23 protein-coding genes are annotated in these 26,052 nt (G+C 29.5%); 4 read left to right on the top strand and 19 right to left on the bottom strand.

What is annotated here, in order from left to right; translation table 4 throughout:
- Nucleotides 1-45 precede the first annotated feature (45 nt).
- Nucleotides 46-639 carry an FMN-dependent NADH-azoreductase gene (locus NMG77_RS02715; RefSeq protein ID WP_255045687.1) on the bottom strand — a complete coding sequence of 198 codons (594 nt, stop codon included), beginning with the start codon at nucleotides 637-639 and terminating at the stop codon, nucleotides 46-48.
- A gap of 104 nt (nucleotides 640-743) precedes the next feature.
- The gene (locus NMG77_RS02720; protein WP_255045688.1) at nucleotides 744-2,696 is read right to left on the bottom strand and encodes an alpha/beta hydrolase family protein; all 1,953 of its coding nucleotides are present in this window, start codon (nucleotides 2,694-2,696) and stop codon (nucleotides 744-746) included.
- Nucleotides 2,697-2,738: 42 nt separating this feature from the next.
- Between NMG77_RS02720 and NMG77_RS02725 the strand changes: the two genes are divergently transcribed.
- Together NMG77_RS02725 and NMG77_RS02730 are read left to right on the top strand one after the other, a co-directional pair.
- The gene (locus NMG77_RS02725; protein WP_255045689.1) at nucleotides 2,739-3,605 is read left to right on the top strand and encodes an MG_279/MG_280 family protein; all 867 of its coding nucleotides are present in this window, start codon (nucleotides 2,739-2,741) and stop codon (nucleotides 3,603-3,605) included.
- Between the two features lie 29 nt (nucleotides 3,606-3,634).
- A complete protein-coding gene (locus tag NMG77_RS02730; protein WP_255045690.1) occupies nucleotides 3,635-4,324 on the top strand; it encodes a hypothetical protein in 690 nt (229 codons plus the stop codon).
- Nucleotides 4,325-4,355: 31 nt separating this feature from the next.
- Here NMG77_RS02730 and NMG77_RS02735 read toward each other — a convergent pair whose 3' ends face one another.
- Entirely contained in the window at nucleotides 4,356-5,600 is a 1,245-nt protein-coding gene (locus NMG77_RS02735; protein ID WP_255045691.1) for an AAA family ATPase, read from the bottom strand.
- On the bottom strand, nucleotides 5,575-6,399 hold the full coding sequence (gene rsmI / locus NMG77_RS02740; RefSeq protein WP_255045692.1) for a 16S rRNA (cytidine(1402)-2'-O)-methyltransferase: 825 nt from the start codon (nucleotides 6,397-6,399) through the stop codon (nucleotides 5,575-5,577). Before rsmI ends, NMG77_RS02735 begins: the two co-directional genes overlap by 26 nt.
- Nucleotides 6,400-6,464: 65 nt before the next feature.
- On the opposite strand from rsmI, the gene NMG77_RS02745 reads away from it, so the two are divergent.
- On the top strand, nucleotides 6,465-7,784 hold the full coding sequence (locus tag NMG77_RS02745) for a hypothetical protein (RefSeq protein WP_255045693.1): 1,320 nt from the start codon (nucleotides 6,465-6,467) through the stop codon (nucleotides 7,782-7,784).
- 70 nt (nucleotides 7,785-7,854) lie between these two features.
- On the opposite strand, the gene NMG77_RS02750 is transcribed toward NMG77_RS02745, so the two are convergent.
- The gene (locus NMG77_RS02750; protein ID WP_255034436.1) at nucleotides 7,855-8,268 is read right to left on the bottom strand and encodes an OsmC family protein; all 414 of its coding nucleotides are present in this window, start codon (nucleotides 8,266-8,268) and stop codon (nucleotides 7,855-7,857) included.
- 73 nt (nucleotides 8,269-8,341) lie between these two features.
- Entirely contained in the window at nucleotides 8,342-8,536 is a 195-nt protein-coding gene (gene rpmB / locus NMG77_RS02755; RefSeq protein ID WP_255034437.1) for a 50S ribosomal protein L28, read from the bottom strand.
- Between the two features lie 78 nt (nucleotides 8,537-8,614).
- Between rpmB and NMG77_RS02760 the strand changes: the two genes are divergently transcribed.
- Nucleotides 8,615-9,253 carry a hypothetical protein gene (locus NMG77_RS02760; protein WP_255034438.1) on the top strand — a complete coding sequence of 213 codons (639 nt, stop codon included), beginning with the start codon at nucleotides 8,615-8,617 and terminating at the stop codon, nucleotides 9,251-9,253.
- A 3-nt stretch (nucleotides 9,254-9,256) separates the two neighbouring features.
- Here the strand turns inward: NMG77_RS02760 and NMG77_RS02765 are convergent, their stop codons facing one another.
- The 13 genes from NMG77_RS02765 to dnaK form a co-directional block, all read right to left on the bottom strand.
- Nucleotides 9,257-10,279, bottom strand: coding sequence for a hypothetical protein (locus NMG77_RS02765; RefSeq protein ID WP_255045694.1), 1,023 nt, complete (start codon nucleotides 10,277-10,279; stop codon nucleotides 9,257-9,259).
- Complete coding sequence (locus NMG77_RS02770) at nucleotides 10,260-10,979, bottom strand: ABC transporter ATP-binding protein (protein WP_255034440.1); 720 nt, start codon at nucleotides 10,977-10,979, stop codon at nucleotides 10,260-10,262. The genes NMG77_RS02765 and NMG77_RS02770 overlap by 20 nt, the downstream gene beginning before the upstream one ends.
- Nucleotide 10,980: 1 nt before the next feature.
- Complete coding sequence (locus tag NMG77_RS02775) at nucleotides 10,981-12,636, bottom strand: hypothetical protein (RefSeq protein WP_255045695.1); 1,656 nt, start codon at nucleotides 12,634-12,636, stop codon at nucleotides 10,981-10,983.
- 64 nt (nucleotides 12,637-12,700) lie between these two features.
- Nucleotides 12,701-13,639, bottom strand: coding sequence for an aromatic motif membrane protein (locus NMG77_RS02780; RefSeq protein ID WP_255034442.1), 939 nt, complete (start codon nucleotides 13,637-13,639; stop codon nucleotides 12,701-12,703).
- A complete protein-coding gene (locus NMG77_RS02785; RefSeq protein ID WP_255045696.1) occupies nucleotides 13,617-14,438 on the bottom strand; it encodes an aromatic motif membrane protein in 822 nt (273 codons plus the stop codon). The genes NMG77_RS02780 and NMG77_RS02785 overlap by 23 nt, the downstream gene beginning before the upstream one ends.
- Nucleotides 14,439-14,684: 246 nt before the next feature.
- Nucleotides 14,685-15,815 carry a hypothetical protein gene (locus NMG77_RS02790; protein ID WP_255045697.1) on the bottom strand — a complete coding sequence of 377 codons (1,131 nt, stop codon included), beginning with the start codon at nucleotides 15,813-15,815 and terminating at the stop codon, nucleotides 14,685-14,687.
- Nucleotides 15,816-15,919: 104 nt separating this feature from the next.
- Nucleotides 15,920-17,992 (bottom strand): elongation factor G, encoded by a 2,073-nt coding sequence (gene fusA / locus NMG77_RS02795; protein WP_255045698.1) that lies wholly within the window; start codon nucleotides 17,990-17,992, stop codon nucleotides 15,920-15,922.
- 12 nt (nucleotides 17,993-18,004) lie between these two features.
- Nucleotides 18,005-18,472 (bottom strand): 30S ribosomal protein S7, encoded by a 468-nt coding sequence (gene rpsG / locus NMG77_RS02800; RefSeq protein ID WP_255034446.1) that lies wholly within the window; start codon nucleotides 18,470-18,472, stop codon nucleotides 18,005-18,007.
- A 9-nt stretch (nucleotides 18,473-18,481) separates the two neighbouring features.
- Nucleotides 18,482-18,907: a 30S ribosomal protein S12 gene (gene rpsL / locus NMG77_RS02805; protein ID WP_255034447.1), complete on the bottom strand. Its 426-nt coding sequence runs from the start codon at nucleotides 18,905-18,907 to the stop codon at nucleotides 18,482-18,484.
- A gap of 21 nt (nucleotides 18,908-18,928) precedes the next feature.
- Nucleotides 18,929-19,552 carry a 30S ribosomal protein S4 gene (rpsD, locus tag NMG77_RS02810; protein WP_255034448.1) on the bottom strand — a complete coding sequence of 208 codons (624 nt, stop codon included), beginning with the start codon at nucleotides 19,550-19,552 and terminating at the stop codon, nucleotides 18,929-18,931.
- 323 nt (nucleotides 19,553-19,875) lie between these two features.
- Nucleotides 19,876-21,570 (bottom strand): hypothetical protein, encoded by a 1,695-nt coding sequence (locus NMG77_RS02815; protein ID WP_255045699.1) that lies wholly within the window; start codon nucleotides 21,568-21,570, stop codon nucleotides 19,876-19,878.
- Nucleotides 21,571-21,867: 297 nt separating this feature from the next.
- Nucleotides 21,868-24,021, bottom strand: a complete 2,154-nt coding sequence (locus tag NMG77_RS02820; protein ID WP_255045700.1) for an MIP family Ig-specific serine endopeptidase — start codon at nucleotides 24,019-24,021, stop codon at nucleotides 21,868-21,870.
- Nucleotides 24,022-24,153: 132 nt separating this feature from the next.
- Nucleotides 24,154-25,935 (bottom strand): molecular chaperone DnaK, encoded by a 1,782-nt coding sequence (gene dnaK, locus NMG77_RS02825; protein WP_255034451.1) that lies wholly within the window; start codon nucleotides 25,933-25,935, stop codon nucleotides 24,154-24,156.
- Nucleotides 25,936-26,052: the final 117 nt, after the last annotated feature.

A 26,052-nucleotide genomic window follows, 5' to 3' on the forward strand; every position in this document is an offset into this window, starting at 1 on the left:
TATTAAATAGACCTAATATATTTTAAACTAAAAATAAAGCTTATACTAAAAATTTCTCGCTTTTTCTTTAATTAGTTCTAAATTAGGATCCAAAATTGTTTTTGGTTCCTTATTTATATAGTCAACTTTAGTGCCACAAACTTTAATGAAATCAACTTTTGCTCCAATAAATTCGAAAGCTCCTTTAAGCATAGCTGATACATCACCAAAAGCGTATCAACCTTCAGGAGCTCCTTGAGTATTGATGATCATTACTTTTAAATGATCCATTAAACCAACTGATCCGCCTTTTTTTGAATATTTGTAACTAAATGTTTTATTAGCAACAAAAACTTTATCAATTCAATTTTTTAAAGTTGCTGGATAGTTAAAATTCGTCATAGGAGCAACTATTACTAATTTATCAACATTTTTAATTTGTTCAATTAAAGGATCTACATTTTCGTTTTTAAAGTATTCGCTAAAATTTTTAGAAGTTAATGTAACGCTAGCTTTTTCTTCTTCATTAAGATCTAATCATTCAATTGAATCAGAAGGATTTAATTTAGCATATTCTGTTTCAAAAGCTTTAGCTATTTGATAAGAAAAACTCGCATCATTGACGATCGGCGAAGAATTAATAAATAGTATTTTACTCATAATTTGTTTAATTAATATCTCTAAATAATATGTATGTAAGAATATCTAAATTATACGACTATTATAATAATAGTTGTTCAGTTTGCTTTATCGCAATCTACTAATTAATTTATATGTTTATTACTGTGCTTGTTTAATTCCTTTGATTCATCTAATTCAAAATTATCTAAATGTTTATGTAGTCATTCTTGGATAGCATACAATCTACCGATTCTGCAATACGGCGTTCCATTTCTTGATAGACCATGAGAGTTATTTTTAAATAGTAATAATTTCGTATCAACATTATTAGCTAATAAGTTTGTATAAAGACCGTATGCTTGATCAATAGGGCAGCGATAGTCATTAAGTGAATGAATAATTAATGTTGGAGTTTTTACATTTTTTATAAATGTTGAAGGACTTTGTTTTTTAACTAGTTCTTCGTTATATTCACCCTTACATATTTGGTCATTTGGAAAGTCTAACGCAATGTCAGAATTATAGAACATTGTTTGCCAGTCATATATACTTCTTTGAGTGATTGCGGCTTTAAATTTATTTGTATGAGAAATCATTCAATTAGTCATAAAACCACCATAACTGCCACCCATAACAGCTACATTATTTTTATCAACATTTTTAGAATATTTTTCTTTAAATTCTTCGGCAAATTTAATTAAATCTTCATAATCAACAGTTCCATATTTCGATCTAATATCACTGAACTTTTCACCGTAACCATCAGATCCTCTAGGATTCATAAAAATTACAAATGCATTACAAGATGAAAGCATTCTCATTTCATGTTGGAATGATGTTGAATATGCAGTTTTTGGACCTCCGTGAATTTGTAAAACTACCGGATATTTTTTATTTGTATCAAATTTTTCAGGGTAAATCACATAACCTATATGTTTATAAGAATTGTTTTCAAATTCAAATGTCTCAATAGGTCTAAGTTTTTTGTAACTATTATTTATTTTTTGGTTATGATTAGTTAATCGATTTAATTCATTAGTCTTTGGGTTATAAAAATACAACTCATTAATTTCGTTTCATGTGATGTAATTTAATAAAAATTTTTCATCATTAATTTTCAAAAAACTCAAGATATTACCGGATAAATTCGATATTTTTGATATTTCTTTATTACTTATTTTAAATATTTCTTGTTTATCTTTATATGTCGATATTTTATAAACATCTTTATCGACATGACTAAGTTTTTTAATACCATAAGTATGATCAACATTTACAGAATCTCAAAAAGAAATATCGTATTTACTTTCAATTCTAGTCAATTTGCCTTTATTATCTAAGTTATACCAATCCCCATTTTGATTCATCCCTATTCTAGAATAATCATTAATGCTAACAATTAAACGGTTTTTATCAGTTAAATAAAAATCATAAATAGTCTTTTTATCTTCAATTCTAATTAGATATTTTTTTGCGTTATTTAATAGATTAAACCATTTTAGACCACTGTATCGACTATTTATTTGATCCTTATTGTATTCTTGATAAGAATAATAAAGATTTGAATCATTTAGATAAAAATCTGTTACCATTTCATTTTTATCTGATAATTCCACTATCGTTTTATCTTTTAAGTTATATTTAACTAATTTGATTTCTTGGTTATGACAAAAATCACTAGAACCATCAGAGTAAAATGGAATTCTTCTTATGACTTCATATTTATCATTAACATTAGTTCTAATTAGCATTAGATAAGTATCTTTATCAAGAACTTTAATCTTATTAATTTCCGTATTCTCTAATTTCAAGAAATTAATAATCTTGTTTTTCTTGTAATCGTATACAAAAAACTTATCTTTCTTTTGAAGCAATAATTCTTCATCATTAAGTTTATTGACTATTGTATAGTTATCAAGAATTTTGCATCTTTTAGGTTTTTTATCGGTTAAATTAATAACTCATACTTTTTTATCGTATTTATCCTTACTTAAATTAAATTTATTAATTTGATAAAATATTATACTTAACTTATCCAAATATATTTCATTGTTAATAAATTGGTATTTAGATAGATCATTTATTTTTACATTCATGTTGCTGATGAAATAATTTATTAGTTTAATTACTCAATAATTATGTTGAATTTTTTTAATAAGACAATAAAAAGAATTATTTATAGCATTGGTTTAATTTTTATTCTAGTACTTGGAGGGGTGGGTACTGCAGGATATATATTTAAGGAACAGATATCGCAATTTTACGAAGGATTTCAAGATCGTAATAATGGTTTATTAAGTCAAGCAAAGGATGTTTTAAATAGAGTAAATGAAATTGTTACCAATCAAGATATTTTAACTATTCCTATGAAAATTAACAATACTGTTGATACAGTTGGCGGTGGTTTAAATAACTTTAAAGGAATAATTAAAGAAACTAAAAGTAATATTCAAAATGTTGATCAATCGATTGATGAAGTTCGGGAAAAATTGAAAAAATATATGGTAGCTTTCACTGCTACAGGTAATAGTAGTGATTACCAAGATACTATGAGAAAATTAGATGAATTCCAGAAAATTGCGAAAAATTTATCTGATACAGTAATTCCTGAATCGAATAAAATATTAAGCAATGTAGAGTCGGGTTTTGATGAAGCTAAACGATTAGCTAAAGTTATCGATATTTCTGAATTAGCAGAAGAAGTATCTAAAACCATTACTCCAATAACTAACATCGTTGATAAATTAGTAATTCTGAATAAAGAGGCTACCGCTGAAAAATTTACGCATTATTTAAATCTTGTTTCTCTTAGTTTAATGGGTGTTAGCGGCGGCTTATTAGCTCTAAGTATCTTAAGTTTAATACTAAGATCTATGTTCTATAAATCTATTAAAGGTTATGTAGTTAAACGATCTAGAGCTGTAGATCAACTATCTGACTTCTTTTCAGAAGCTTGCAGAATATACCCTGAACTTAAATCTGAATTAGGTATAGATGAAGAATAGAATAACTATCAACAACTCAAAAACAAAATATGAATTTAAAAAAAATAAAAATCGCATCATCTATATTGTTGTTAATGACTCCACTAATTTTAGGTTCTTGCAATAAACCAAGTAATTCATCTGTTATTGGTAAAAAGAAAGATAATAAGAATCCTAGCGATTCTTCTGAGTCTAAATCAGAAACGAAAAAGGAAACATATAAATTCGAAGCAACAGGTTCATACGGAAAGATTAATCTCAAAAAATTAGAATTAACTCTGCAAAGCAAATTTACTGATGTAAATAATATAAAAAATGCTTTACCCCCTCGATCTGGTCAAATTGTACCATCACCTTTTAATTACCTAGAAGCTTTTAAAGGTAACAAAAATAAATTAACTAATAGTGCATTTTTTGATGATGGTGGTTTTGTTGTTATTCAGCTAACAGAAAATGATCTAAAAAATTTTATAAACAATGTAAAAATAAATGATAAAGACTTATTTCTTTTTAAAGATTCTTTAGGTCCTAATAAAGATGTTTATAACTATAGAGTAGGTCTTAGTGAAAACGATACAAATGATTTAAGATGAGGTATAAGAGGCGTTGAAGTAGATGAAGTTAATAAAAATGTCGCGTTCTATTTAAATATCAGTTATGGTTTTAACTTTATAAGCGGAACACCTCACACAATATGAACACAAAATATTGGTGTATTCACTCTTAAAAACGCTTTTTAATTAGAATATGATTAAAAATAGCCTATAAAGGCTATTTTTCTTTTCTTCATTTTAATCAATAATCATTCATTAGTTTTTCGTTGTAATTATGATCTTGTTGATCATAGTATTTTTTGTTTCGAACTTCTCTAGGTAAATAATCCTGATCTACTCAGTGATTTTTATAATTGTGAGGGTTTTTGTATTTTTGAAAATTATATAAAGGGTTAGAAGTATCAAATGCATTCTTTTTAATATGCCAAGGAACGTCATGAGCTTCACCACCAAATACATCTATTAACGCATTAGATATTGATTCGTAAGCACTACTAGATTTTTCTGATAGAGCCATTTCAATAACGATACTACTTAGTATTTGGTTAGCCTCTGGAAAACCTACTTCTTTAGCCGCTTGAGTTGCTATATAAACTCTAGAGCATAATTCTGGATTAGCTAGTCCAATATCTTCGTAAGCACATGCAATTAATCTTCTTGATATTGTTGTTAAATCTTTAGTTGCTATTAATTGCGCAAGATAATAGACAGCGGCATCAGGATCAGATCCTCTTATTGATTTTTGTAAAGCAGATTTTAAATCATGAAATTTATCTCCATAAGAAGATAATGAAAGATTATTATCAATCACATTTTTTAAAATATCATCGGTAATTTCGATATTTTTATAATATGTATTCAATAATTCTATGATGTTAATCCCTTTTCTTAAATCACCACTTACAATATGCGATATCTTATAAAGAATATCATCGTTTATATTGGTTATATTTTTATTTTTAATAATCTTTTTATAACCTTCAAAAAGTTCTGTGCTAGTTGGATTAGTTAATCTAATTGTATGAACTCTGGAACGAATAGCCGGATTGATACTGAAATATGGATTTTCGGTTGTTATACCGAATAAATTAAACAACTTAGCATCCAATCCTTTAATTAATATATCTTGTTTATCTCTATGTAATCGATGAATCTCATCGATAATGATGACACATTTATCAAATTGTCTAGATTTATCGATGAATTCTTTCAATTCTGCTAAGCTATCACTAGCAGAATTGAATTTATAACTTGGTAAATTCATCTCTTCTATTAATAGATTACAAAGTGTAGTTTTACCTATTCCTGGTTCACCAGTTACTAATAAAGAGTATGGTTTCTTAAGTTCAACCATTCTCTTTAATAATCCGTATTCATGAAATAAATGTTTTTGCCCTATTAAATCATCTATTGATTTAGGAGAATAAAACGGTTCTTTATTTTTGTTTGATACAAAAAGCATATAAATTAGAACTCTTTAAATTATATTTATCAGCTAAATATTTACAAGCATCTTTAGGACGCATATTATATTTAATCAAAAGGTTTAATTCTTCAATAATTGATTCATTTATTTCGCAATGATTTTTATTAATAGATGGTTTATTGATTAATAAAACAAATTCACCTTTATATTCAATTTTACCGATAATTTCGCTAATTTTTCCGAAATAGAATGTCTCAAATTTTTTAGTTAATTCTCTAGCTACACAAACTTCTAAATCAGGAAAGCTTTCTTCTATTATTTCTAATGTACTTTTGATTCGATGAACTGCTTCATAATAAATTAAAGTAGATTGATATTTTAACCTTTCATTAAGTTCGTTAATAATTTCCTGTTTTTTATAACCGAAAAATCCGCCATAATAAAATCTTGAACTATCAAACCCGCTAGAAGCTAATGCGCATAAAGCGGCATTAGATCCATTAATACATATGATATCGTTATAATTATTATTTCTTAGATAATTAACTAATTTTTGACCAGGGTCGTTAATGCAAGGAAAACCAGCGTCGCTTACAATACCTACATCATTATTTTTTAGATATTCACTAACTTCATCAAATCTAGATGTCTCATTAAACTTGTGATAGCTGATTATTTTTTTATCAGCGAAATTAATATTTAACAGATTAAGTATTTTTTTTAAATTATCCGTGTGCTCAGAAAAAATAATTTGCAAATCATTTAAAACCGATATTGCTCTATTATTAATTTCATTAAGATTCCCTATCGGTAATCCGATTAAATACAATGCCATATCTTAATTTTAATTATTTAAAATTAAATTGATAAAATCAATATGTTGCTTAAAACAAAGCATTAATGAAAAAATATATTGACAATAATTCGCTATCTAATTACAAATTCAATATTAACGGCTTAAGAGCAATAATATTTATTGGAGTTGTTAGCTCCTTAGCTTCAATTGGATTTTTAGTGATTGGCGGCCAACTATCAGTTGGTTTTAAAATTTTTTTGAACCTAATATGATTTCCTTTTATAGGATTAGGATATTGCGTATCAGCTATCGCGTTAGGATTTAATATATATACAGATAAGCATTTAACTTTTAAGCAATATATTTATAAAAATAAACTTTTTTATTTTTATTTTTATATTGTTGCTTTTATAATTATTTTGATATTTGTAATAACTTTAGTAATTTTACAAAATAAGAATGATAAGTTATTAGAACTAGGAATAACTGCTCTTAAAGAAATCGAAAAAGATCAAGTTATAGGATGGGGTACTGATCCTTATAAATGATATGGTTACATTTTCTTGTATACATTATTTCCAACTCAAAACTATAACATTATCGGAACCTCTTTTATTGTATCTTTATTTTGATTTAATTTATTTGGTTTTTTAATTATTAATTTTTTGAATAAGAGTGGTTTTGCTGCTAATACATTATTGATTGTAACCCTTATCTCTTACTGTTTTTTTACGCACATTTCTAGCCTGATAGCCAATGAATTTCCAACTATAGGAATGGATAATCCTTGGTTATCTAAAATACATAGATATAGTTCATTTATTAATACGATCTCTTTATTTTATTTTGGATTGTATATGAGAAAATATATGAGAATTTGAAAGTTTAAATTCTCGGTTTTGATGTTATCTATTTTAACTGCTATTGCTATCGTTGCTCAAACTATTTTAGATTTTAAAACCAATCGAATAAATAAATATAATTTCGCTTTAGCTAGCGGATATGCTTCACCTTTAATATTTTTATTGTCATGATTATGAATTAATAGCTGTGTAGGATTTAATCTAGAAAGTAAAACAACTAAAAATAAATTTATTAATTCATTTAATAAATTTAGCAAACATATTGGTTTTTGTTACCCTTTATGATTTCAGTTAGCTGGATGAACTTCAAGGTTTATATATGGTTATTTAATATTACATATAATTTTTGGTATCGATGTTGAACCTGCTTGATATCCATTAACATTATTAAGATTCGCAACGAATCAGGACACGAATAATATATTGTTTAGTTTTTTAATTATCTTTAATGTAATAGTTATTCCATTTATGTATTATTTACCAGCTAAATATTTATTAAAAGCATTAAATAAAATTGATACATATATTCAAAATAAAAGAAAGAATAAAATAAGTTTATAAGTATAAAAAAATTACCCTATTTACCAAGGAATCTAAAAATTAGAATCATTGTGTTAATAAGGTAATTTTTTTATTTAATGGTAATAGTATCTTCGAAAACAATTCTACCAGATAAAGTATTAAATACAGGACATGTTTTATGTGCATATTTAATAATTTCTTTGAATTCTTCTAGAGTTTTATTTGATTTAACAATTCAGTGAATTGATAACTTTCTAAGACCGTAGTATTCATCAGCCGGTTCAGGATCTCTTCAAGCTTTAACTTCCATTTCTAATTCTTGAAGTTCTAAACCAAATAATTTAGGACCATAATAATTGATTACACTAATTTCGCATCCACATAAACCGTTAAGAAGAGCTTCTAATGGAGTCATCCCTTTGGTTGTTGTAGCATCCATTAAGATTTCGTGTTTAGAAGTCATTCCTGTAACTGTTTTATCTGAGTTTAATTTTGCTTTTATTTCGTAATTTTTTGTTGCCATAATAAACAAGTATTACATAATAAAAAAATAACAGTGTTAAGAAACACTGTTATATAAATTTTATTTTTAAAAACTATGCTAAAAGATCTAGTTTTCTTAATGTTCTGATCGTTCTAGCTGAAACCTTAACAGATAGCACACCACGATCAGTTTTTACTTTAACTTTTTGCAAGTTTAAGTTTCAACGACGCTTGGTAATGTTTAGGGCGTGAGAACGATTATTTCCCGCTAAAGGACCAAGCCCGGTTAGATCATCTCTACGAGCCATATTTTGTTTTAATTATTTACTATACCTGTATATTTTAACATATTAACAATAACTTTTAAAATATTTTAAAATCTTGTTATGCTTAAAATATTGTCTATTAATCAAATTGATCATAAGATCATTAATAAGATCAAAGCTTTAATCTTTGATAAATTCAATTTAAACAAGAATATTATCCCTTTTTTATTAAAACAAAAAGTTGAGAAACTATTTATTAGTTGAGCTTTAATGAGAGCTACAAAAATTATTATTGATGAGCAATCAAATAGTTATCTTATTTATTCAGACAACTCTGAAAATATTAATAAGAAATACCAACAAGACTATATCGAAACAATGAACACTTTTGAAAATCTAGATAATGACGAAAATAAGGGTTCATTAAAATCGATTATTCAAAGGTTTAAGAACTTGTTATTAAAATACGAAACATTGATTTTAAACGATGAAGTTCAAAATGATATAAGAGGCTTTGATCAGATATTATTATTACTTGCAAATGATAATAAATTCTTGTCCAATGCAAAAGCATTAATAGATAACAACAAAGAACTATTTGGATTTAGCGCATCACACATTAATTATTCAGATTATGAAGATAATGGTATGTACCAAATTATTAAAACTCCTTTTGTTGTAAATAATATACAAATAAAAGATTTCAACACAAAGGATGTTGAAATCTTCTTATATTCTTCTAAACAAGCTATTGATTAATTTTTAGCTAATACTTGATAATTCTCTTTCTAATGTTTCTCTAGAACTATCTGAATCTTCGTTGTTTTTATTCAAACTTTCAGTTCCATCCGGATTAGATAAATCAATCATATCCAAATCATTATGATCTTTAGGTTGAGATTTATCTTCTTTGATAGTTTCATCTGTACCTGAAATACCATTCCCTAAATCTATACTTTTAAGTTCGTATTTCAATAAAACGCCATCTAAACGTGATAATCTATCAAATTTAGAAAACCCTTCTTTTTCATAAGTGCAGTCACCAGAATGGGCTAGAATTGCGTGTTTGATTCATTCAAATTCTTTAAAGTTAGGTTTTCTATCCTTGTTAGCAAAACGATAAACATTTCAATTAATATCAGGTCTGCCATCAGCTCCTGTGCCGTTACTTGGAGAAAAATCATAACTTAAAAGCATGAAATGCTGATCGTCTAATAAGAAATAGTAAGTTAAGAATGAATCGGTAACTTCAAGAGGAATTCTTGCATCTTCTATGTATTTTTCGTTAGCAAAATTAAGATCGTTTTTAAGATCACTTTCACTGTCTACAAATTCTTTTTTTCTTTCATAGAAATCATCTGATAATTTTACACCTTTACAGCGACTAGCTTTATCAAATATCTCTGTATCTACTTTGGTATAACCTCAAGTTAATGTTTTTAAATTAGATAAGAAATAATATCATTTTTCCCGCATTTTAGACAAAATTATTTCTCGATTAGCATGGAAAAATTTTAAGTTATTTTTAAATTCTTCTAATCATTCCTTAGAGGGTTCTTGTCGTTTTTTTCAGTCACTGATAAAAATGTCGTCCTTATCAGTAAAAATCTTTGGTAAGAATAAATCAATTGGATTGCTTTCACTTTTTAAGTTAGGCATGCCATTCAATAATAAATCTTTTCGTTCTTTCGGAATAGAAAGATTACCGCAGCTAGATAAAAACACACTAACTAACGAAAAACCTGCTAATACATTACTTATTCTCTTAATTGTTTTGTTTTTCATATTCTTTTAGCTTGCTTATATAAAATTCTTCTAAGTCTTGTTTGTCAGTTTCACCAGAATAGATCAAATGACCTTTTTCAATTATTGTAACAGAATCAGCGTATTTTGACATTTCAGATAAATTATGGGTACTTATAAAGATCGTTTTTTTATTTTTAACTAAATCAGATAATATTTCCAACAATTCTTTTCTAGCTAATGGATCTAAGTTTGTTGTCGGCTCATCCATGATGATTACTTGTGATTCATCAATCAAACATTGAGCTAACATTATTTTTTTCTTTTGACCACTTGATAAATTGTTTGGATTTTTGTTTAATAAATGTTCGATATTTAAATCTTTAGCAACCTTATTTTTGCGTTGTTTAGCTTCTTCTTTTGAGTATCCAGACAATAATGCAAAACCATATAAGAACTTATCAACATTAAAATTCGTCGGAAAAATTGATGTTTCTGGAATATAACCAATTAATTTTTTAGCGTAAATAGAGTTATTAAGATGACCATTAATTAAGATAGATCCATCAAATTCAACATTAGCATTAATAATCGATTTTATAGTAGTTGTTTTACCAGAACCATTTGAACCGATGAAGCAATGAAATTGACCTGGCTGAACTTGGAATGATATATTATTAACCGCTAAAAAATCACCTTTATATTTTTTAGTAAAGTTCTTTACTTCAATAATTGGATTCATATTATTTAAACTCTCTTCTTCTGTATGTAAAATATACACTTGTTATTAAAATCAGATTTAACGCTACTCAAAATAAGTATAGTCCGTATGCAGGCACCGCATCTTTTATTCTTTTAACTGAATAAAAATCTTTAACCTTAATAAATAGATTTTTGTCCTTAACTGGATCTAATTGCATTCTTGCAACTTGAATAACGGTTGTTGAGTCATTATTTGGATCAGCGTCAGGATTATTAATCGTTCTTAATATTGGTCTAAAATCTGAATAACCACCAATGAAGTATTTATCACCGTTAATTAGTGTTACTTTTATTTGTTCACCTAAATATTTTTTAGCATCTTCAAGCAATGGTGAATTATTAGCGCCATTTTCTAAGAAGAATAGTTGGTATGCAAATAAAGTGTATAAATAAATTTGTTTTTCAAGATCGTTTAATTTATTAAATTTAACATTTAATGGATCATTATATTTTTTTAATAATTCCGGTAAATTTGCATGAATATCACTTAATAATTTCTCAAAATTACCATCATTATTTTTTGTAATAACTTCTTGAAAGAAATTAATATTGTTTTTGTTTTTTAAACCTTCTTCAATGACATCTCATTTAATTCTTCCGGCATAATTATCGATAGTTGAGAATCCAAATGTATCTTGCGGAAGTAGTGTTTCAGCATTAGCATTTTCTCAAGCATAAATAATTTCATTATCAGTTGTTAATGGTAAGTTAGGTACTAAGTAACCACCTTCAACTCCAGTTGATAAATCTTTATTTTCTTCTAATTCATAGCTATATCTTAAGTTATCGTTTTGAGAATAATAAACAGTGTCGTTTAATAATGAAGATTTATAAATTGAACGAGTGTTTAAGAAATCTCCACCATTTTCAGAAAAAGCTAAACCAAATTGTAAAGGAACATTTAATCAACTCATAAATCGAAAGATGATTGAATTATCTTTAGCGTCTAAGTAATTTAATTTAATAGCATCTTTTTCAGCTCCAATGAATCCTTTTCTTTCGTTTTTTGGAACAATAAAGATTTCATCATTAGTATTTTTAGTCGAAAAGTTATAGAATGGAATTAACTTTTGACTGTTAAACATATTTGTTGAAAAAGAGTTAATTGCTGTATCTGAAAAATAACCACTCATATTACCTAATAAAAATAAAGGTAAAAATAAACTCGGCATTAAGAAGTAAGCTATTCTACGATTTAATTTAATTGAAATTAAAGCGGTTATAAAACCAAAAGTTATAAAACAAAAAAAGCTTACAAAAAATGAACTAACAATTAAAGAATTATAAAAAAATTGCGGTAAAAATGAAGTATTTCGTGATCCTAATAAACCAATATTAAAAGCAACAAAACTAATAATTGAGCTAATGAAACCGATAATAAATAAGTATCCTATTTTTGATAAAATATTAACTTTTCTAGATATTGGTTTTGAAGATAATAATAACTCTACACCTTCTGATTCCATTGATTTAAAAATGGTAATCGCGCTGTTTGTACTATAGAAAACATTAAATAATAATGTTGATAAAATAGGTGCTATTAAAACTGTTTTAAACAGTTCAGCATTATTAACAAGACTTAATACTAATCCTGATATTAAGATAACAATAAAACCGATAATTGGAATTATGTACATCGATTTCTTGGATCATATAAATAGATTTAAGAAACGATAAAAAGTTTTGTATTGATTTTGCATATTATTTAACAATAAAATTTAGATTATAAGGCACTGCATCTCCGTTTTGTGCTTCATAGAAACTTGAAGATGATTTATATTTAGTTGAAATAGCATCAAGATTGCTATCTACTTTGTAAAAGTTTTTAGCGTATTCAGCTATACTAAAATCTTTTATTTTTTTAGTTTGGATAAATTCTGGTGTTGTGATTCTTGAATTTAGATATACACCTTTAAAATCTTTTAAATGATTAACTGATAAAGAAACGATTGTATCGTTATTCATTCTTAGATAAAATAAGACTCTATAATAAGGTCAATTTTGATATTTATAGATTCCTTTATCATCTTTTTCAGGTGGTGGAACTTTTGAAAAAGATCCATATTCAGTTTCTAAAGCAGGAATTTCATTAGTTGCGTAATCTTTAATTTTATTACTATCTGCTTGAAGAATTCATTTTAATTTAGCTGAGTATTTTCTATTAAATTCATCGCTACTATTAATTAATGCCGGTGAAGATCCTAGAAATTGCAATTTATGATAGTTGTATAAAAAGAATAATCAATTATCATTAATTAATTTAATGAATTTTCTTCTTCCAGTAATAAAATCTTCGGGCGTATCAGCAAATGGATTAGAGTAGATTCTAACAACGCTTAAATTATAGTAAGCTAAAGTGTTTTGAAATTCTTCGAATATTTCATTAGATTTTGTATCTAACTGTTCTTGAATATAAGTATTTTTAGAATCTACATCTTCTTGGTAAACTTGATTTAATATTTCTTGTATCGCTGTTTGTTTAATATATTCATCTTTTGATAAAACTAATTGATTATCTTTAGCTGTTGATTGGGTTTTTAAAATATCAGAATTTTCGCGATTTAAATTAACACAAGATGTAGATAATGTTGATGCTAGCACACCTATTGATAATAATTTAGACAGTCATCCTAAGCGCATAACTAATTGCTACTCCATATTTTTCATTTCATTTTTGAATCTTTTCAGTAGTAGGTTCTTCCATATTCATATATTCATAGAATTCTTGAATATCTACATCGACATTTTTATTTTTATCATTCTTAACCATATGGATTAGTGGCATAATGTAGTACTTATCACCCACATTTTTTATCGATGCTATCGAATAATCAGCAAATTTAAAGAAGTGATAATTGTTTATTTCTTTGTAATCAATAATTTGATTAGTTTTAGGAACATAAAAAACATCAATACCTTTTTCCTTGTGATAAGTTTTTAAAAAACTCATTTCATAAAAATATCCTTCAATATCTTTATTGAATTTATCATTACCATCTAAATAACCAACAAATTTAAATTTATTGTAGTTCGTTAAGAAAGTATAAAAATCACTTTTAATAAATCTGAAGATTTGAACAGTTGCATCTTGAATATCTAGTGATACTCCTCTGATAAATCCAACATCTTCAATAGACCTACCGTAAGCATAATCTGAATCAGTCGCTATATTAAATCCGTTATACAATCTTAGATAAACATCTAATGATTTTATTATTGATTCTTCTGATTTTTTTTGCGCTTCAATATATTTATTAACTACATCTTGAGTTTTATACATTTTTAATAAAAACTCGTTTAGTAATTGATTTGTTTTTTCTTGCTCTTTTTCTTCTGATGTCGCTTGTTTTAATAGATAGTTAGAACCATTAGCTATATTAGAACAAGAGCTTAATGGAACGATCAAAGCAGAAGAAGCCAATACTATTTTTTTAAACATAATTTATAAAAATTATAAATTAATTTATATTATTTGTAAATAATAAATCTTAGCTTTTTTATAATTTTTTTAAATAATTTTTACCCATTTTGTAACTGCTTTATTTTTAAATTTAAATCAATACAAATATTTGATTTTTGATGAAATATTATTATATTTGTATTAGATTTATTTGATCGTAATGTTTTTATATAAAAAAATAAACCGCTATTATGCGGTTTATTTTCGTAGATCATTTGGCAATTATTATTTTTTAGGACCTTGGTTAGGCATTGGTCTTGGACCCATTGCTGGGTTTTGACCTGGCATCGGTCTTGGGCCATTTTGCATAGGTTGTTGACCTGGTTGATTTGGCATTGGTCTTGGACCCATTGCTGGGTTTTGACCAGGTTGTTGATTAGGCATTGGTCTAGGTCCGCCTATTTGCATAGTTGGATTTTGACCTGGTTGTTGGTTAGGCATTGGTCTTGGACCTTGTGCGTTAGGATTAGGTTGTTGACCTAGTTGATTTGGCATTGGTCTTGGACCCATTGCTGGGTTTTGACCAGGCATTGGTCTTTGACCTTGTGCACCAGGCATAGGAGCTTGACCAGGAACCGGTTTTGGACCACCAGGCATAGGAGCTTGACCAGGCATTGATCTAGGTCCGCCTATTTGCATAGTTGGGTTTTGACCTGGCATTTGTTGTTGGTTAAATTGACCATGTTGATTAGGCATTGGTCTTGGACCACCAGGCATTTGACCAAACCCAGGACCCATTTGTTGATTAGGCATTCCATTAGGATTTGGATTCATGTTGTTTGGTTGGTTACCAACTTGCATTGTTGGAGCGTTACCAAATTGCGCAGCAACTGCCTGAGTATTAAGTTGTTCTGTAGGAATATTACCAGTAGGAACTGCTTGAGTAGGTTGAGCGTTTAATGCTTCTGTGCTTAAAGGTTCAGGTTTAACTTCTTCAGTTTGATTTTCAGCAACTTCTTCTTGTTCTTGAGCTTGTTCTTCGTATTCTTCTTCAGAAGCTTGCATAGCCATGATCGCTTCAATCATTTGGCGTCTTGTTTTCATAAAGAAGATACCACCAGCGGCTAGTAAAGCGATAGCTGCTACTAACCCTATACCAGCACCAACAATTTGTAAAATTCCTTCAATACTTAATTCATATCCTTCATAAGAATTTAATAAGAATTGGAATGTACTAACATTAATCATTTGAATAGATTCCATTCCATTTTCCATCACCTTAACATTAATTTCATTTGAAGGAATAGCTAATATCGCAAGGAATGCGATACCCAATATTAAGGCAATACCTCCGATAGCCATTAAAATAATAGCTATCAATCTACGTTTTTTTAATGTATTTAAATCTTGACCCATTATAGTTTGTTCAGCAAAAGCTGTTATCCTTATTTTAAATAATTAAAATTCTTTTTTAAATAAAAATCTTACTTATCTTAATTATTTTTGTATTAGTAGTTATACTAAGCTTTTTTAGATTTAGCTTCAATTACTTTTTCAACTACTGATTTAGGAGCTTCTGCGTAGTGAGAGAACTGCATAATGTAGTTTCCACGACCTTGAGTGAATGATCTTAGATCTGTTGCGTAACCAAACATTTCACTTAAAGGAACTTTCGCTTTAATTACTTGAATATTATCGCGTGATTCAGTCCCTTCAATCATCCCTCTTCTAGAAGAGATATCACCCATAGTGTCACCGAAGTATTGTTCAGGAACAGTCACTTCAATTCCCATAATCGGTTCTAATAAAGCGGGTTGACATCGTTTACCAGCTTCTTTAAGCGCCATTGATGCAGCAATCTTATAAGCCATTTCGTTTGAGTCAACATCGTGGTATGAACCATCAAATAAACTCGCTTTAATATCGATCATTGGGTAACCAGCTAAAGGTCCGTTGTTCATAGCAGCTTCTAAACCTGCTTTAACTGACTTAATGTATTCTTTAGGAATCTTACCACCAACGATCTTATCTTCGAATTCAAATCCTTTTTCATGGTTAGGTTCAAATGTAATCACTACGTGACCATATTGACCTCTACCACCTGATTGTTTAATGTATTTACCTTCAACATCAGCTTTCGCTTTTAATGTTTCACGGTAGCTTACTTGAGGCGCACCTACATTAACATCAACTTTGAATTCTCTTCTTAAACGGTCAACTAAGATGTCAAGGTGTAATTCACCCATACCAGCAATAATTGTTTGACCTGTTTCTTCATCAGTAAATGTTCTGAATGTTGGATCTTCTTCAGCTAATTTAGATAATGATAGACCCATTTTTTCTTGGTCAGCTTTAGTTTTAGGTTCAACAGCTAATGAGATTACTGGTTCAGCAAAAGACATTGATTCTAATGTAACTTCTTGTCCTTCTGATGTAATTGTATCTCCAGTCGTTGTATCTTTAAGACCTACGATTGCACAGATATCACCAGCTCTGATTTCATCGATTTCATTACGTTGTTGAGCGTGCATCTTAACAATTCTTGAAACACGTTCTTTTTTATCTTTAGTTGTGTTGTAAACATAAGAACCTGAAGTTAACACCCCAGAATACACTCTAAGGAATGTTAATCTACCAACATAAGGGTCAGTAGCAACTTTAAAAGCTAATCCAACAAATGGAGCATCATCACTTGTTGAGATACGAACTTCTTCATCGCCTTTGTAACCTTTAGCAGCTGGTACATCAACTGGTGAAGGTAAGTAATCAACTACTGCATCTAATAAAGGTTTAACACCTTTATTCTTAAATGCTGTACCACAAAGAACTGGGAATAAAGAAGATGAAATAACCCCTTTACGGATACAAGATTTGATTTCTTCTTTTGTAACTTGTTCTCCGTTTAAGTATTTTTCCATTACTGCTTCATCAAATGTTACAACTTCATCTAACATGTGAGCATAAGCTTTATCAGTTTGTTCTTTGAATTCAGCAGGAATATCTTTGATTTCGTAGTTTTCGTTTTCACCACCATCAAAGAAGTAAGCTTTCATTTCAACTAAATCGATGATTCCGTTGAAATCACTTTCAGAACCTATTGGTAATTGAATTGGAACTGCTTTAACACCTAAACGAGAGTGGATTGAAGCAACTGATTTTTCGAAGTTAGCACCAGTTTTATCCATTTTGTTTACAAAAACAATTCTAGGCACTTCGTATCTACTTGCTTGACGTCAAACAGTTTCAGTTTGAGGTTCTACACCCATTTGAGCATCTAATACTGCTACAGCACCATCTAATACTCTTAATGAACGTTCAACTTCAACAGTAAAGTCAACGTGTCCAGGGGTATCAATTAAATTTAATTGGCAATCTTTTCAAGTAACTGAAGTAGCTGCTGATGTAATCGTAATACCACGTTCTTTTTCTTGAGCCATTCAGTCCATAACTGACGCACCATCGTGAGTTTCACCGATTTTGTGAGTCTTACCTGAATGGAATAAAATTCTTTCAGAAGTTGTTGTTTTACCGGCATCAATATGAGCCATGATACCGAAGTTTCTGAATTTTTCTAAAGGATATTGTCTAGCCATAATTGTTTATAATTACATTCTCATATGAGCAAACGCTTTGTTAGCTTCTGCCATTTTGTGAGTATCTTCACGTTTTTTAACTGATGCACCTACATTGTTTGAAGCATCAATAATTTCGTTAGCAATTTTTTCTAACATTGTTTTTTCGTGACGTTTTCTTGAGAAAGTTACTAATCATCTAAGCGCTAAAGTAACTTTTCTTTCAGGACTTACATCAGTAGGTACTTGATAGTTAGCACCAGCAATACGACGAACTTTAAGTTCTAGTCTTGGCATGATGTTTTCTACTGCTTTATTAAATATTTCTAATGGGTCTTTTTGAGTTTTTTCAGCTATCACATCAAATGAACCATATAGAATCTTTTGAGCTATCCCTTTTTTACCATCTAGCATAATGGTGTTGATCGCTCTTGTAACCAGTACTGAGTTATAAACTGGGTCTGGTAGTACTTTTCTTTTTTCAGCTTGATTTTTACGCATATCTTAGACCTATTTTTTCTTATCTGCTTTCGGACGTTTTGCACCATATGCAGAACGTTGTTGTCTTCTTTTATCTACACCAGTAGTGTCTAATGTACCACGAACAATGTGATATCTTACCCCTGGTAAGTCTTTTACACGACCACCTCTGATTAACACAACAGAGTGTTCTTGTAAGTTATGACCTTCACCTGGAATATAAGCTAATACTTCCATTCCGTTTGTTAATTTAACCTTAGCATATTTACGTAACGCTGAGTTAGGTTTTTTGGGAGTCATTGTCCCTACACGAGTACATACACCTCTTTTAAATGGAGATGATTTGTCAGTAATCTTTTTTTCTAGGGTGTTTAAATTAACTTGTAACGCTGGAGATTTAGATTTTCTAACTTTATTTTTTCTTGGTTTTCTAATAAGTTGTGCAATTGTTGCCATATTATGTATTTATCTCCTACCTTATTTAACTAAACGTTTGTAGTACTCAACAACGTATGATTCATTGATATCAGCAGGTAGTTCATTACGTTCTGGATATCTTACATAAGTTCCTGATAATGTTTTTTTATTTACTTCAACAAACGGAGCTGTAGCTTTAGATTCTAAAGCCAATTTAACTAATGGTAAGTTGTGAGCTCTTTGTTTTAATTCGATTACTGATCCTAATGGAATAATCGCACTAGGAATATCAAAAGTTTTACCATTCACTAATACGTGACCATGGTTAACTAATTGTCTAGCACCTCTTCTAGTTGGTGCAAAACCCATACGGAACACTAAACTATCAAGTCTAGATTCTAGAGTTCTAAATAGGTTCATTGTTAAGATCCCGCTCATCTTTTTAGATACAGCGAATAATCTTCTAAACTGACGGTCGTTTAAACCATACATGAATTGCATTTTTTGCTTTTCTTGTAATTGTTCACCGTAGTTTGATAATTTAGGACGAATTAAAGATCCGTGTTGTCCGGGAACTTTAACACCTTTTTTTGACTTGTTATTCGTAAATTCTTTTCCAGATTCAAGAATTGAGAAATTCAATCTTCTAGATTTACGATAAATACTGCCTGTATATCGTGACATTTATGAAAATCCTTGTTTATGTGAATTTATACACGCAAACAAACATTAGATATAAAACTAATTCTTAAATAATAAAAAGATGTTAAACGCTTTCGGTAATATCAGCCTACCTAGTAACGAACCCAATAGTCTTCTATATAAAACTATTACGCATCCTTTGTTTTAGTTTAATATTAGTTTGCTGAACGTGCTTTATATATTATATAACAAAATGCTTAATTTCTTAGCTGAAAAATTAGAACTAATGCATCTTGTTAAGATAAGATAATAAATTAAACCTTTTTAGCGGTTTAATTTATGGTTTTAATTAATTATGATCTCGACTAAAGAGACATGTTAGCGTAGTTTTTGAAACCGTCAACGCCTTCACCGATAGAAGCTAATCTAGCTTGGTTATCAGATGTAATTGTTCTTACCATTTGGTTTAGGTAGAATGCTGACTTAACGTCTTGACCGTCACCAACTTTAGTTAAGCTAGGAGTAGCTGCGATCAATGCTTTTAATTGAGTTTTGATTTCAGTGAATAGCATAGCATCAGTATCTGCTGCTGGAGCTAATTTTTCGATTGCGTCATTAGTTAAACCTGCAATCGGTCTAGTGTTTAAGAAGATACCAACGGCATCCATTCAAGTTGAGTTAGTCATCTTGTAGAAGCTTACAAAGTTGTCTAAACTAGTGTAGTTGCTTGAAACGTAAGATTCAGCAGCTTTTAATTGTTTGCTTAAAGCATCAACAGAGTTTAATAAACCTTTTTTAGTAAATCCAGGCATGTTAGCTTCGTTACCATAGATAGCATCGCTTAATTTAGATAAAACTTTTTTAGATTCTTCATTAGCTTTAGCTACAGCCATTTGTAACTTAGATTGAGCGTTACCTTCTTTTTTAATGATAGCGTTAGCAGCTCACATGTCAGTTTGATCTTTAACAGATTTAACAACTTCAGTAGCTTTATTGAATCTAGCTAAAATTGTTGAACCTTTGTTTAAGTTAGCTAATAATTTAGCTTCAACACCTGCTTTGTTGTTAGTTGGAGTAGTTAATTGAACAGCGTTAATAGCACCATCAATAATTCTTAATTCACGGTCCATAAGTAGAGCCATGATGTTTCCGAATAATTTGAAAACGTTTTCAGGAGTTGAGTTGTTGCTGAATTGAGTTCCTAAGAAACTGTTTAAAGCTTCAAAGAATCTTGCTAAGTCATTGTATGAATCGCCAGCTACAGGTTTAGAGAAATTGTAAACGTCTACATTATTAAGTTTGTAGAAAGTTTTTAGTCCATCACCAGCTTGAGCTAATTCTCTTAAAGTTTTAGTTGTGTCAAAAATAACTGATTGGTTAAGAGCTTTTCCAAAAGTGTTGTATACAGTAAATACTTCTTTTCATTTAGCTACAAAACTATCTCTAGCTGCGTTCAATTGTTCTAATGTAGCACTTCCATTTGTTAGAGCAGTCATGTTATCACCGCCAAATTTTAATAATTCACCAAATTTAGTTTTGAAATCAGCTTTAAATGTTTTGATAGCTTCATTTGCTTTATTTTTAGCTTCGCCATCAGTCATTTTATCGATGATTGCTCTAAATTGCTTTCAAGCACCCATGAACATTTGTTCAGCTGGTTTAGCTTCAGGTTGAGCTGCAGGAGTAGCAGGAGCTGGAGCTGTTGATGAATCAGTACCACCTGTTCCTCCGCTACCAGAAGTATCACCTTCAACTAAAACAAGACTAGATCTAGAGCTTGTAGTATTACCACCAGCACCATTATTTGTACCCATAGCAGTACCACTCATCATAGTGCCAGCAGGAGCATCCGCAGGTATCTGTAACGAATTTTCTACAACATTTTTAACTTGGTTAATTGTCCCAATATTTCCAAAAGCTGCTTTTCTAAAATCAGCATCAGCTTTGAATTCATACGGTTTGCTTGCTTGAGCCATCTTACCACAAGAGCTTAGCGCAAGAGTTCCAACCATTGGCAACACAGCACCTAAACTAATAATTAATTTTTTAGATCGTTTCATATTATTTACAAAGCCTTTCTTAAATAAATAGGTTTTATACAGATTAATATTTTGCACTATTTTTTCAAAAATTTGCAAAATATGCTTTAGTCTATATTTAACAGTTAATTTCTTTTATTATTCTTATTTATTCATTATTAGCTATATTGTCATTCTATCTGCTAGAAAGACAAGATAATTCAAAATGAACATATATAAATTATATCGATAATAGAATAGAAAATAAAAAACAATTAAAAAAGTAGATATATAAGAATATCTACTTATTATATATGGTTATGATTGGTTAGACTTATTTTATGGTTGAGGGAATAAGAATGTACCTTTAGTTTTTTCGTGAGATTTAGTGGCAAGATATTTTTTCAATGCTTCACGATAAGAATTAGTTTGGTTAGGGTATTTAGTTTTATCAGTCCCATCAATAAGATTGTACGCTTCAATATTAATCTTATATTTCATTGGTTGATCTGAATCATCAAATCGAATATTGAATTTAAATTCAGTTTTTTTAGATTGCGCTAAATAATCGAAAACTCCTCGTTCTTGTTGTGCAACAAATCCATCTTTACTTCCACTATTATATCCACCTCAGAAAATCCCATAAGGTAATCCATACTTAGAATAAACAACACTACCACTAGAACCTGCTTGTAATGATGATCGTTCTACTTCTTGGGTAATTCCGTATTGATGGTAATACTTATTGTGATAAGATTGAATCTTTCCATTAAAGGTTTGTAACCGACCTAGAAGGTTTTTATTGATATTTCCAGACAACAAACTATCTGGATTTTTGCTTAAATTGTTTTGCACCCATTTGAATCGGTTAACTGTTTTATTCTGATCATTTAATTCATCGATCCCTGGATAACCAGCAATATAAGCTTTATGTATGTCATCAAGACTAATTGCGGTGTCAGTTGAAGTTTTAACTGAAGGATAATCTATATCAACATAAGGTAGGTTTGGAGTAGTTAAGTTATATTGACCAGGCGTTTTAGCAATTTTAACTGATTCGTTAAGCTCATCGACAGCATCTAAAACATATTTACGAAGCAATTTACTTCCTATCAGCGCTCTTGGATTAAGTGAATCAATATCTTGAGCAATATTTACTTCAAAACTAATAACAGCAAAGTCTTTGTATAAACCAATGCCTTTTTGAATAAATTGATCTGCCAACCTTTCTCTGTCTTGTTTATCATCAGAATAAGCACTTTCTAAAAGATTTTGCCCACCAAGACCTCCATTGATGAATTGTCCCTTGAATTGGCTATTTCATAACGATGAAAAATCCCTTTTAGTTTGTTCATCGCGAACAAAATCAACAGCAGCAAATATCGTTCTAGGAATTGTTAATAATCTATTAGAACTTACTCGATAAGTATTTTGATTATCGGGTACTTTATTATAAAAAGGAAGATCTTCTAATAAAGTTACGTATTTAGCCGGCTTATTAAATGATGGTGTTGGTTTAGGATAAAAACTAACATCATCAGATTTACCAATTGAAAAGCCAACTGTTTCTGGAATTTTTTCTAAATCGTTTATTGGATTATCAAAATCATTAGCTCTTCATAATGTTTGAGCTACATGTAGGTTTGTTGCTACATATAATCGGTAAAGATTAGGATTTAAAACACTCTTTTGATAATCTAACAATCAACCCGTACCATTAGTTACGTAATAAAGCGTTTTATTCATTTGATCTTTAGGATCATTAAAATTGTAACGAGTATAAAATTGCAACGAAAAAGATCGTTTATAAATCTTATGATAAATTTCATTATCACTAAATACTTTGACTTCCGCGCGATTAGATGGACTACTAGTTTCAGATGAATCCGGTTCGCTATTATCTAAATTATCACCAGAATTGTTACCGCTAGATAAATCATTACCAAGATCATTATTCATTTCTGGTTTAGATTCTGTTGGAGGAATAATTTCTGGTTGAATTGGTTTATCTAATTTAGGTTGATTTGGTTGAATAATTACCGGTGAATTAGTTGTTTCGCTATTAGATGAATTATTATTATTTCTTGGATTCTTCAAGAATCCATATATTTCCAAACTGTATGATCGTTTAATCTTAGGATCACCATTTTTAACCGATACGCTAACAATAAAAGATAAAACACCATTTTCATCATCAGCATTGAAATCGCCAAGATCAATATTTACATAATCAGTAAGATCTTTGTTATCATTTTTTTTAATCAATTTGACAACGAAATACTCTTGATAATTATCAAGATTGATTTGACTCGCAAAAATTTTTGAATGTTCTTTTTTATATTCAATTTTTAGATCATCATTAGTTATGCTATTAACATCAACTTTATTTTTATCTGAAAAAAAGAGTTTATTTGGATCAAAACATGATGATGCAACAACACTGACCGCACTTAATCCACATAATAACTTAAATCAGCCAGTTTTCCTTAGCATAATTTTTCCTAATCTTTTGTTAATTTATATATTATAAATTATTGTTAAGAAATATAGCTGCATTGACAACGTAATAAAAAAAACATGTAGGTTTAGTTGCCTACATGTTTTAGTTGGTTTGGTTAGCAAATACTATTTGCTTTCTCCACCTTCTCCGCCACCATATTTCTTAGACATATCATCACGTCATTTTTTGAATCCGTCGATTTGTGTCTTAAGTTCGTCTCATTTTTCAGTTTTAAGAGCACTGTTAATACCGTCAACAATCTTAGTAAGACTTGCTTTTTCTTCAGCAGGTAGAGCTTCAGCTTCTTTAGATCCAAGAATTTCATTGATTGTATTCACGATACCTTCACCTTCGTAACGCATTTCAATTCTTTGTTTAACAATAGCGTCACGTTCTTTGTTTGCTTCAGCATCACGAATCATTCTTTGGATTTCGTTTTCATCTAATTCACTTGAGTTAGAGATTGTAATACTGTTTTCTTTACCAGTTGTTAAGTCTTTAGCTTTAACGTTTAAGATACCGTTAGCATCGATGTTGAAAGTAATTTCAATTTGTGGCTTACCTTTAGGAGCTGGTTGAATACCTCCTAGAGAGAATGTACCTAATGATTTATTTTCTCTAGCCATTGGACGTTCACCTTGGTAGATTGAAACGTCAACTGATTCTTGGTTATCTTGAGCTGTTGAGAAAATTTGTGATTTTGAAACTGGAATAGTTGTGTTTCTCTTAATAATTGGAGTAGCAACACCACCTAAAGTTTCAATAGCTAATGTTAAAGGAGTTACGTCTAATAATAAGATATCTTTAACATCCCCACGTAAAACCCCACCTTGTACAGCAGCACCTAGAGCAACTACTTCGTCTGGGTTAATTGTACGGTTAGGAGATTTACCAGGAATCATAGATTCAACTAGTTTTTGAACAGCTGGCATTCTTGTAGAACCACCAACTAAAAGAATTTCATCAATTTGGCTAGGTTCAACTTTAGCTTCTTTTAATACGTCAGCGATTGGGTTTCTAGTTCTTTCAACTAAATCTTTAGTGAATTCTTCGAACTTAGATCTAGATAAAGTTAATTCAGCGTTAACTGGACCTTCAGGAGTAACTGCGATAAATGGTAATGAGATGATTGCTTCTAATTGAGCTGATAATTCAATTTTAGCTCTTTCAGCAGCTTCTTTTAATCTTTGCATAGCCATCTTATCAGACTTAAGGTCTAATGATGGGTGATCTTTCTTGATTTGTTCAATGATTCATTCAATAATCTTGTTATCTCAGTCATCACCACCAAGTCTGTTATCACCAGCAGTAGCCATAACTTCGAAAGTACCATCAGCAATATCAAGTAATGAAACGTCGAATGTACCACCCCCAAGGTCATACACAAGAACCTTCATTTCACGATCACCTTTATCGATACCGTAAGCTAAAGCAGCAGCTGTAGGTTCGTTAATAATTCTTTCTACGTTTAAACCAGCGATCTTACCAGCTGTTTTAGTTGCTTGACGTTCTGCGTCGTTGAAATAAGCTGGAACAGTAATTACAGCTCTTGTAATTTTTTGCCCAGTTTTCTTTTCAGCAAAATCTTTAAGATAACTTAAGATGCTAGCAGAAACTTCTTCTGGAGATAATTCTTTTTCTACACCTTTATCGTTGATTTTAACTTTTTTGCTAGTACCCATTAAACGTTTAATAGAAACGATAGTGTTAGGGTTTGTTAGCATTTGACGTTTAGCAGCATCACCAACAATAATTTCACCATTCTTGTAAGAAACTACAGATGGAGTAGTTCTTTTACCTTCAGGGTTTTCAATTACAGTCTTTTGTGTACCTTCCATTACACATACACAAGAGTTGGTTGTTCCTAAGTCAATACCAATAATTAATCCGTTGTTATTATCAGACATTCTTAATTTAATCCTTTCGATTAGTTGATTCCAATTATTTGGTTTTAGTTATATGTATAAGATTATAATAAAAAATTAGCACTTTTACAATAAGATTGCTAATTTATTTTAGTTATT

The sequence above is a fragment of the Mycoplasma bradburyae genome (assembly GCF_024339025.1).
GTDB lineage: Bacteria > Bacillota_I > Bacilli_A > Mycoplasmatales > Mycoplasmoidaceae > Mycoplasmoides > Mycoplasmoides bradburyae.